Origin of the sequence: Enterococcus sp. AZ129, assembly GCF_051714505.1 — a bacterium.
Taxonomy (GTDB): domain Bacteria; phylum Bacillota; class Bacilli; order Lactobacillales; family Enterococcaceae; genus Enterococcus; species Enterococcus faecalis.
The window spans coordinates 1-9,625 of the sequence record NZ_JBIORY010000004.1 but is presented as its reverse complement, the minus strand read 5'-3'; the positions used below and the strand labels follow the sequence as shown (position 1 = coordinate 9,625).

The window sequence follows — 9,625 nt, the reverse complement described above, 5'->3', positions numbered from 1 at the left end:
CTAATTCATTTTTTTGTTGTGTATCGGTTAATTCTGTTATTTTTTGTTTGGTTGTTGCTAAAGATAATTCTTTGTTTTGCTTCTCTTTTTCTTTTTGACTATTTATTTCGTTTTTAGACGTATTTGGAGGGACCAATTTAGCCTGTTCTGCTTGCAATTGCTCTATTTCTTTTTTTTGTTGAACAATTTGTTCATCGATTGTAGCCAAGATTGTTGATTTGGTTTGTTTTTTTGTTCTTCTGTTACATCAGACAATTGTGTTTGCCATAATTGATATTTGGAAGTGATTTCAGGTGAAAATCCTTGTATGTTTTGTTCGTTAATCCATGCCGTACGTACTTGTTCCCATTCTTGTAATTCTTTTTGGCGTGTAGTCAGTTGTTTTTCTAGTAGCTCTTTTGATTTATTATAGATATCTTGTTCTTTTTGTATAGTTTCTTCAATCTGTTTTGAATTGTAAATAGTCGCTTCTTTTTCAGCAAAGAAGCTTTTAAGTTGATTGCTATACCCAAAGGAATCTTCAGTTTCGAATAAATTTTGTTCATTTTTTAAACTATTGATAAAGGTTTGAGCAGCATTCTTTTGTTGCTCAATAAGTGTATTTTCTTGTTCTAATCGTTTTTTTTCATTTTGTAAAGAGGTTGTATCAAATGTGACTAATGTTTCCCCTTTTTTTACTATTTGGTTTTCTTTTAGAGTATTGGTTTTTATCTTTGCTTCTACCGGTACTTGTAGTACTTCTGTTTTTGGTGCAATTAATTGAGCAGGCGTTCGAATAACAACCTCTTTTTTTGCAAAAGCTAAAAAAAGCCCTGTTAAACACAAAAAAAGAATAACTGGATACAAGACCCAACGATAAAAGGTATGGTGTTGTTGACTATAAATACTTGAATGATCTAACCAATCCTTATGGCCCATAAATTCTCTGTCCTTTCTTAAATATCCCATAATTGTTGATATACGCCTTGATTGTAACGAAGTTCTTCATGTGTGCCTTGTTCAACCAGATTTCCATTATGAAGGACTAAAATCTGTTCACACGCTTTAGCAATAGGTAAATGATGCGCAATAAAAAGTACTGTTTTATTTTCTAATTTTAGTAAATATTCAAGAATATCATGTTCTAATAAAGTGTCTAAACCACTTGTTGCTTCGTCTAAAATTAGAATATCAGCGTCTTTCAAAAGCGCACGTGCAATGGCTAATCGTTGACGTTGACCGCCAGAAAGATTAGTCCCTCCTTCTTCTAATACCATATCGTAGCGTAATGGCTGTTGTTCAATAAAAGTGGTTAGTTGCACTGCTTCGCACACTTCAATAATTCGTTCAAAACTAGGTGTTTTTTGTAGTCCAAAAGTCAAATTTTCTATAATTGTTCCACTGAAGAAAAAGGATTCTTGAGGAACATAGGTAATATGCTCACGTAATTGTTGAAATGGAATATCTAAGTGATTGATTTTTCCATAACAAATTTTGCCTTCTGAAGGAGCATAAAAATTGACCAATAATTTAGCTAAGGTCGATTTTCCTGAGCCACTTACACCAACTAAAGCCACTTTGCTTTTTGGTGCAATGGTACAAGAAATATTCTTTAAAATGGGTGCTTTCATGTTGTAAGAAAAGGAAACATTTTCTAAGGATATTTCTTGCTGGAAGATTTTGTTTGAAATTTCATGTTCGGAAGAAGTTATTGCTTGTTCGGGTTCTATAGCGAAAATCTCGTTTAATCGTTTGTTTGCTACTTGCGCTGTTTGCATTTTAACTTGCAAATTAATGATATTTTGTAAAGGATCAGTAAAAAAGACTAATAAGGCATTGTAGGTAATTAGTTGACCAAGACTAATGGTTCCTTTCATCACATAAAGTGAACCTATCCATAAAATTAAAGCGCTATCAATTAATTGAATGGCGTGTTTAATTCCTTGTTGTATGTTGTCTAAAGTAACCGTCTGAAAAGACTTTTTCATTAATTGAATAAATTCTTGATCGACTCGTTCATAAACTGTTTCTTCTCCACTATAGGCTTTAATGGTTTCAATCCCTTTTAAACTTTCAATAATACTTGAATTTAAGGTAGCACCAGCAGCCATTTCTTCTTGATTGGCTTTTTCATAACTTTTAACAAAAGCTAAAATAGTGACAAGATAAAATGGGAGTGAAGCTAAAGTAATTAAGAATAATGTTCCGTTTTGAATAGCTAAAGTAATTCCTACTAGTAACACCATACCAATGTCTAAGAAGACAGACAATGTAGCACTAGCTAAGGCATCAATAATTTTGTTTGCGTCTAAAAAACGAGAGATAATCTCTCCTGATTTACGAGTAGCAAAAAAATTCATAGGTAAAGTGAGGACATGCTTGAAGTATTGAAGCATTATAGCTATACTCATGCGTTGTCCTAGAATAACCAAGAGATAATTTCGGCTATATTCAAATAAAACACGGAATAGATAAACAACAATTAATCCGATAGAAACAATATTTAATGTGGATCGTGCTTGATTTGGAATAAAATAATCTAAAATTCCTTGAAAATAATAAGAGCTACCAATACCAAATAAAGTAATGAAAAGAGAAGCTAAAATAATGTGAAAAACTATTCCTTTTTGACTCCAAATGATTGGGAAAAAGGTACTCAAACCAGCTACATTTTCTTTACTAGGAGTATAAGATTTAGTTGGAGTAGGTAACAATAAAATACCAGTCCATTCTTTGGAAAATTCTTCAATTGTTTTTTTTATTTTTCCTTTTGTTGGATTTGGATCGGCTATTAATAACGTATCGCCTTTTATTTCATACACAACAACATAGTGCATGTATTTATTATCGATTAACACATGAGCAATTAAAGGTAATGGTAAATCTTTTTCTTTCCATACGTCGTTATCTGCTTGAATAGCAGGAGAATGAAAGCCCAGTTTTTCAAAAGTTTTTTTTAATCCAAAAGCAGAAGTTCCTGTTAAATCTGTTCCTGATAGTTCACGTAATTTATGTATAGGAATTTCAGTTTTGTAGTGTTTTAGAATCATAGCAATACAAGCAACACCACAATCTTTTTCGTCTTGTTGGTAGATAATCTTTTTCATATTTTCCTCTCATTTATTTTGTATTTATTTTCTTATTTAGTTTACTATATTGAGATAATTTTGAGAATTTTTCTCATAAAAAATATTGACAGAATATTTAGACTTTGATTTAATAAAAGTGTAAAGAAAGTGTTTTCTTAAGAAGTTTGAATACCTAGGAGGGACTTTTTATGAAAAAATATAAAGTGTTAACTGAAAAAGAAATGAAACAAACTGTTGGTGGGGGTTGGGCTGATTTTTTAGGAGGTCTTTTAGGTGGATTAGCTCCAACACGTACTGCTGAGCAATTGAATGGTTCAGATTATGCAAGATTCAAAGCGCGTAACTGTGGACCTTATGGTCAAGGCGGGACCCCTAATTCATGTAATTGATAGAAAGTAGATGGTTATTGTATGAAAACTTTATATAAGAAAAAAATAGCTGAAGTTTGGGAAATTAGTAAGACGAACAAACAGCCAGAATGGGTTAAACAAGCTTTTGCTAAAAATTATTTAAGATGGTCTTCTGATAACAAATTAATCATTTTAATGAGTGCGTTAGAGCCTTCAGTAACTACTAATATAAAGTTTGGAATGGTTGGTTCCGTTGGTGGAGGGTTTGCTGGATATGCAATGTATTCTGTAGGTGATATAGGTGATTATTTAGACGTTACTAATCACAAATTAGTTTCTAAAAAAAGTTTTAACAAACATTATTTAATACAAAATCAAGACTAGTTTTATTATATAAGGTTTCATCAATAATAAACGTGTATTACCGCAATACACGTTTATTATTTTTTAAGGAAGTAATTATGAAATTGTTAATGAACGTTCTGATTTTATATATTTTTTAGTTGGAGTAGAAGTTAATTATATGCATATTAAAAAGGCGTATATCTTCTTTCATTCTATTAATGTAGGAGGAATATCCTATGAAACTAACACAAATTGCTATAATTTTAACTGTCATTGCAGGAATTCTTTTATATTTTGTATTACCTGCTAATCAATTCTTCTTTTACTTTGGAATTCCTGCTATTTTAATAGTGAATGGGGTGAGAATTTTTGAACAGCGGAAAAAAACACATTCTACTTATTAGCTGTATTTTATGCATACTTTTATTGTTTATAGGCGGAACGATCAATCAAGAGTCTATTGATAAAAAATACAAATTGTGAGTAAAAAGTTCTTTTTGTGTTATTTAAACACCTAGTTAACATAATGACCACTACACAAAGTAGCCTCTGTATCAACGATTACAGAGGCTACTTTGTGATTTTGGATTGGTCTACTTCTTTTGACTTTCTAAAAGCGCAAAAAGACCCTCATTTTTGTGGTTGGTTTTTTGTGAAAACTGATTGGACAAAGAAGGCATTCTTTGTTATTTTATCGTAAAAAATAAGGAACGAATTCGTTCTCGGAGACACGAATTCGTTGAGATAGTAGTAAATAATTTGTTAGGAAATTCTATGTTTACCAACCTAAATTGAGTATAAAAATTTTTTTAGGAAAAATCAACCGTTGGTTTCTAAAAAATAATTGAAAAAGCAAAAAAAGTTATGTTAAAATTTTGGTATAAACTCGTTCATTTTTAGCGGAAAGAACTAGGGAATTGCCATGCGCGAATCACGAATAGAATAAAACGAATGTTTTTAACTCCTTTAGACCTAGTTCTTTCTACAAAAAAATGAAACAACCACTCACAAACGACTAAATAATTTATTACACGAAAAAGCACTAGGTCAAATGGATTAAAAACCTAGTGCTTTTTTGTGCATTTATTTTTATGCGTTTTTTGGGTAAATTAAGTATAACATAAGGGGCTTTTTTTCTGTCAAGAAAAGGAAAAAGTTACCTGTGGCAAGCATAGCAAGGTAGGTACACCTTGCGAGAAAATCTTACTTGAATAAATAGCCGTTTAGGCTTGTCTTTTTCTTTTTAACTCTACCAAAACTGCCACCACTTTTTCTTGTTAGTTGGTGGTGTATCGTTTTGTGATTCTTCGTTTTCTGACGTTTCTGCAGTGTAAGTTAATTGTAGCTGTTCTTGTAGCTTCTCGATTTGTTGGTTTGCTTGGAGAGTGAGTTGTTGTTGCTGGTCGAGTAGTTTTTGTATTTGTTTTATTTGAGTATCTTTTTCTTGTAGCTGTATATCTTTTTGATCCAACTGTTTTTTTAGAAAAGGAAGGAGTTCCAAATCGGAAACTTGGTTGGCGTTTTTATGGTTTTCGGTTTTCGTTTTTTCGCAAACTGGTTGGCGATTTAAGTTTTCGTTTTCAGCTAAAAACATTGATTTAATAGCTTTTTGACCAACTTCGTTAATCACAAACTTGTTTCCGATTTTCGCAAACCAAAGTTTTCGATTTTCATCAGAAACTTTTTTATTAATAGCTGTTTTACTAACTCCTAATTCTTCAGCAAGTTCTTTGATTGTTTTATCTGCCATACGTCACCTTCAGTTAAACAAATTATCTAAATCGGATAATAAGCTTTTTTTCTCTTTTTCCGAAAGATTTGATCCAGTTTGTGCTTCAAGAGCTTCTTTCTCTTTTTCTAGTTGTTGGATTTGTTGTAGTAGTTCTAATTCACGTTGTTTTTGCTTTATACGCTCATTAAGAGTATTAGGTGTTTCTTCATAACTTGCTTGTTCATGTGCTTCGGTTAAAGCACGTTTTTGTTCTTCTTTAGTAGGTGCATGTTTGTTAAAGTCGTCTGCTTTTTTGATTTCTGGTTTAAATGTGAATTGGTAGCCAATGACAGGCTTCCCACGGCCTTTTCCGTATTTCTTTTTGATTGTTAAACCTTTAAAGATTGCGGTGAGTTCTTGTCGTATTGGATTGAACACACGTTGATCGATCGTACCTTGGTTGTAACTTTTAGGAATATCAAGTAATTCATGAAAGTCTTCTTTTGAAAAATAAGCGAAACCTTTGGTTCTGTATTGTTTTAGTAATCGAAACATTGTTTTTGAATAACTGCTTTCTAATTCATTGAACTGTTGGAGAGAATAGCGCACCCATTCTTCAAGATTATTAAGTAAGGGTAAGGCTTTTTCATGAACTTGTATTTCAGCAAAAGGAATATCAGCTTTTCCGTCGATTTTAAATTGATTAAATAAAACAAAACGTTCACGTTGCAAACCGTCAGCACTTCTTCTACCAAAACGTAAATCCATTAATTTGTCATACGTTGTTTCTAAATCATCTATGAATCGAACATTTGCAGTTGCTTTATAATTGCTTAAATCTTTTAATTGCTCGAATGTAAATTGTACTTTTTTATCACCTACATCACGCATTCTTGATACGATAGAGAAGAACAAATTCATTTCGACTGGTGTAAATTTTCGCAACGGAATTGTATTTAATTCATGATGATACTTTACGATTTCATTAGACATATTTAAAATACCTCCTTTCTTACTCGCACAAGAGATACAGACGTTATGAAATACAAAATATCTGTTTATCTACATCTTATATTAACATCGTCGATGTACTAATTCAATGTACAAACAGACAAAACGATGTAGATAAACAGACAAAACGATGTAGATAAACAGACAAAACGATGTAGATAAACAGACAAAACGATGTAGATAAAAGCGTCATTCCCTTGGGAGAGTAAGGATACAGCCGACGGTAAAGAGGTTTAAAAAGAGATTTAAAAAGAGATTTAAAAAGAGGGGGACAAAATTTCCCGCCTAAAAAACACTCCTTTTTTCCTCAAACAGGTTCGCGAATTTTTCTAAACTACAAATCTTGCTCCCTACGGTCGCTTAAAAAGGTGTGTTCGCTTCGCTCTCACATTGTACTGCGCAGTCGCCTAAAGGCTCCTTTGCTAAACCCGTTTTTAAAGAGGTTTTTGTGAGGCTCTGAGAGCTTGTTTAAGCCGTTTTAAAACAGTTTTAGTATAAAGGCCTTTATTCTTGTTTATAGGCGCCTTACAGGCGGTCAGGGCAAGCCCTAACAACCCTAAAGCAATTATGCTATACTCAATACGGACAACTTGTCCCCAAAGGGGGTGCTGTCTTGTTAGAACAAATTTTTACGTTGGTTATCGCACCTCTTTTTGTAGGCCTAGTCATTGAACTAGTTTCTCATTGGTTAGACGAGAAAGACGATAACTGAAACAAGTTGTCCCTAACCCACAACGCTAGACGTCGCAACTAGCGAAAAAAAAAGCCAGTCCTATTCGCAGTAGGACTGGCTTTTGTGCTGTCTTGTAACAAATTCTTACGTTTCGCAAGTTCAATATAACAAATTAGACGAAAAAAAGCAAAATATACATTTCGACTCAAATATATTTAAACACCTCTAATTTTCGATTTAAGCAACTTTAACTTTAAATCGATATTTTATACCTAATCCAATTTAAAACTTCTTAGAATTGGAATTAGTGCTGTTTAAATTGATTTTAATTAATTGCTGGTAGAAGATCTTTTCAAATTGGCAATCTTCTCTCTTAGTTGTTCATTTTCCGAAGCTACCCGTTTGGAAATATTGATTAATTCTTGATTTTTGTACTTTAAATTTTTGTTTTCTAACAACAAGTCTTTATTGACTTCTTTTGTTATTTTTGAAATATTCATGGCTTTCTTTGCTTGTTCCAACAGGTCACATAGCTCTTGATAGTGTTCGTGAGATAACTTGGCTGTTTTAGAAAATCGGGGAAAGGTTACCCAGCTGTTTAGTTTTTCTTGAAACTGTTTTGTCTCAGAATCAATGGCTTGAAGATAGTCTTGAAACGTTTGTCGTTCTAACGCTAAAGCTTCTTTTTCTTGCGCGAGTTGTTCCCATTCTTCCTCCAGTTTGAGTGGGTTGCGCGCTTTTTTCTTTTGGCCACGTGAAATATCAAATCCAGCATGTGTTAAATAGTCGGGCAATTCGGCTTGAATGTTTCTCAATTCTTCTCGGGTAAAAACCGTTTTTGCTGTTAATCGTCCCTCACGCAATGGGACAACGCCTAAATGCATATGGGGGATAGGTTCGTCTAAATGGACTTGCGCATAAGCAACGTTGCTTATGCCGTATCGTTTTTGAAAAAATTCTAGCGCTGTTTGGAAAAATCGGTGAATTTCTTCTGGAGATAACGAGATAAAAAAAGCAGAATCACTACTAATCAACCATTCCACTACAAGAATGGCGTCTTTTCTTAGCGCACGATCAGTTGCTTTGTTTTGAGTGATATATCCGATAATTGCTTTTTTATAGCTGATACTTGAATCTAACACGAGGTCATAATTTAAGCAGGTAAGTGTGGTATCGATTTCTTTGGGCAGGGGAGATTTGAACTTTCTTTTGTTGTGATTTTCGATAATGGTTAACGTTCCTCGGTTAATTTTTTGCATACGCGCAATAAGCATAGACATGCGGACAACCTCCTTTGTTTTTTTGAGGGAATTTTTTTCACAAGTTTTTTGTAAGAGCATAAGGGGAACCTGATATCAAAATTGATATAAACCGCAGTGCGGTTTGGTTCTAGCATGATATCACTTTTTTTGTGAAAATCGGCTAAAAAGCGGTTTCTGCCGGCTGGCGAAAACCTTGATATTATGCGGTTTTTGAATTTTTAACGGTAAAAACCGTCTTTTTACCGACTGAAAAACTAATTTGTATAAAGTATAATAAATAGACTTTATCTTGTAAACAAACCAATTGTTTTTTCGAGTAAAAACGGAAATTTTAGCCAATTTTCTAGGAAAATACCCATTAAATTTTTAAGAAATACCTCACTTAATTGTTGAGAAAACCGTTTTTTATAAAATAACAAAAACACCTAAATTTTTAGGTGCTATAAATGTGCTAGGTTCATACGACATACCTGCTATAAATGTATTATGACAATGTATAAAATCGCATTAAATCAAGCTTAAAACACATGTTAGAAACCTGCTATATACCTACTATAAATGTGCTATGAGCGGGTAAATTTGTACCCCACCGGAAAGCCTTGCACTGCAAGACGGGACACCTTGTGTGCCCCCCATTTCCCCTTATGCTCTTCAGAATATTCATTGAAAAAATCGCACGATGATATTAAATAACAACTATCCGAGTGAAGTCGAATAGTTGTTAAAATGTATTTGTGATAAACAATTTAAATATATTTATTCTTGATTGAATAGAATATCTTTGAGTTGTTGCCAATAGGTTTTCTTGCCGATAACTAGAGATAATTCTCCCGTAAGACCATATCTACTAGTAAAGTCTTCAGGTGCATTTAGTAGTCCTTTTATTGTGTAAAATGTCCCTTGTTCTGTTGTTGTACTATTTTCTGATATTTCATTTAAAGTGCCGTCAATTATTTTTGTAGCTACTCCCTTTTTGTCTAATTTGAAATGCACCGTCATTCCTGACTTAATTCGCATACTTTCATTAGCTGGAATAAGTGCTGTAAACGTAAGAAATGAGTTTTTAGGTTTTGGATAGATTTCTGCTAACGTAGTGCCTTTTGGAATTTCTAATTGGTTTTTGACAGTTTCATTCAGATGAACCGTTCCAGTGATGGGGGCTTTCAATGTGCTTTGTGTAATTTGTTCGTTGATTGTTTTAAGTG

General features: G+C 33.0%; 10 protein-coding genes and 1 pseudogene. 4 read left to right on the top strand and 7 right to left on the bottom strand.

The genetic code is table 11. The features are described from left to right. The 3 genes and pseudogenes from IGJ90_RS15100 to IGJ90_RS15090 all read right to left on the bottom strand — a co-directional run. Positions 1 to 208, bottom strand: a pseudogene (locus IGJ90_RS15100) (bacteriocin secretion accessory protein); the annotation flags it as partial. Further along, entirely contained in the window at positions 163 to 918 is a 756-nt protein-coding gene (locus IGJ90_RS15095) for a hypothetical protein (RefSeq protein WP_438768537.1), read from the bottom strand. The pseudogene IGJ90_RS15100 and the gene IGJ90_RS15095, both read right to left, overlap by 46 nt. 17 nt (positions 919 to 935) lie before the next feature. Then, positions 936 to 3,086 carry a peptide cleavage/export ABC transporter gene (locus tag IGJ90_RS15090; protein WP_115353869.1) on the bottom strand — a complete coding sequence of 717 codons (2,151 nt, stop codon included), beginning with the start codon at positions 3,084 to 3,086 and terminating at the stop codon, positions 936 to 938. Between the two features lie 170 nt (positions 3,087 to 3,256). Between IGJ90_RS15090 and IGJ90_RS15085 the strand changes: the two genes are divergently transcribed. The 3 genes from IGJ90_RS15085 to IGJ90_RS15075 all read left to right on the top strand — a co-directional run bounded on the left by IGJ90_RS15085 (position 3,257) and on the right by IGJ90_RS15075 (position 4,167). Beyond that, positions 3,257 to 3,457, top strand: a complete 201-nt coding sequence (locus tag IGJ90_RS15085; protein ID WP_002402451.1) for an enterocin 1071A family bacteriocin — start codon at positions 3,257 to 3,259, stop codon at positions 3,455 to 3,457. 21 nt (positions 3,458 to 3,478) lie between these two features. Further along, positions 3,479 to 3,802 carry a hypothetical protein gene (locus tag IGJ90_RS15080; RefSeq protein ID WP_002402450.1) on the top strand — a complete coding sequence of 108 codons (324 nt, stop codon included), beginning with the start codon at positions 3,479 to 3,481 and terminating at the stop codon, positions 3,800 to 3,802. 197 nt (positions 3,803 to 3,999) lie between these two features. Then, the gene (locus tag IGJ90_RS15075) at positions 4,000 to 4,167 is read left to right on the top strand and encodes a hypothetical protein (protein WP_002402449.1); all 168 of its coding nucleotides are present in this window, start codon (positions 4,000 to 4,002) and stop codon (positions 4,165 to 4,167) included. 845 nt (positions 4,168 to 5,012) lie between these two features. Here the strand turns inward: IGJ90_RS15075 and IGJ90_RS15070 are convergent. Both IGJ90_RS15070 and IGJ90_RS15065 read right to left on the bottom strand, forming a co-directional pair. Next, positions 5,013 to 5,513, bottom strand: coding sequence for a DUF536 domain-containing protein (locus IGJ90_RS15070; protein WP_010712926.1), 501 nt, complete (start codon positions 5,511 to 5,513; stop codon positions 5,013 to 5,015). 9 nt (positions 5,514 to 5,522) lie between these two features. Then, positions 5,523 to 6,467, bottom strand: a complete 945-nt coding sequence (locus tag IGJ90_RS15065) for a replication initiation protein (RefSeq protein WP_115353868.1) — start codon at positions 6,465 to 6,467, stop codon at positions 5,523 to 5,525. Between the two features lie 631 nt (positions 6,468 to 7,098). Here IGJ90_RS15065 and IGJ90_RS15060 point away from each other — a divergent pair. After that, a complete protein-coding gene (locus IGJ90_RS15060; protein ID WP_109843878.1) occupies positions 7,099 to 7,197 on the top strand; it encodes a type I toxin-antitoxin system Fst family toxin in 99 nt (32 codons plus the stop codon). 290 nt (positions 7,198 to 7,487) lie between these two features. Here the strand turns inward: IGJ90_RS15060 and mobV are convergent, their stop codons facing one another. Together mobV and IGJ90_RS15050 are read right to left on the bottom strand one after the other, a co-directional pair. Beyond that, positions 7,488 to 8,438 (bottom strand): MobV family relaxase, encoded by a 951-nt coding sequence (gene mobV, locus IGJ90_RS15055; protein WP_438768536.1) that lies wholly within the window; start codon positions 8,436 to 8,438, stop codon positions 7,488 to 7,490. Between the two features lie 738 nt (positions 8,439 to 9,176). Then, on the bottom strand, positions 9,177 to 9,625 hold a 449-nt coding region (locus IGJ90_RS15050; protein WP_438768534.1), incomplete at its 5' end, for an HlyD family efflux transporter periplasmic adaptor subunit.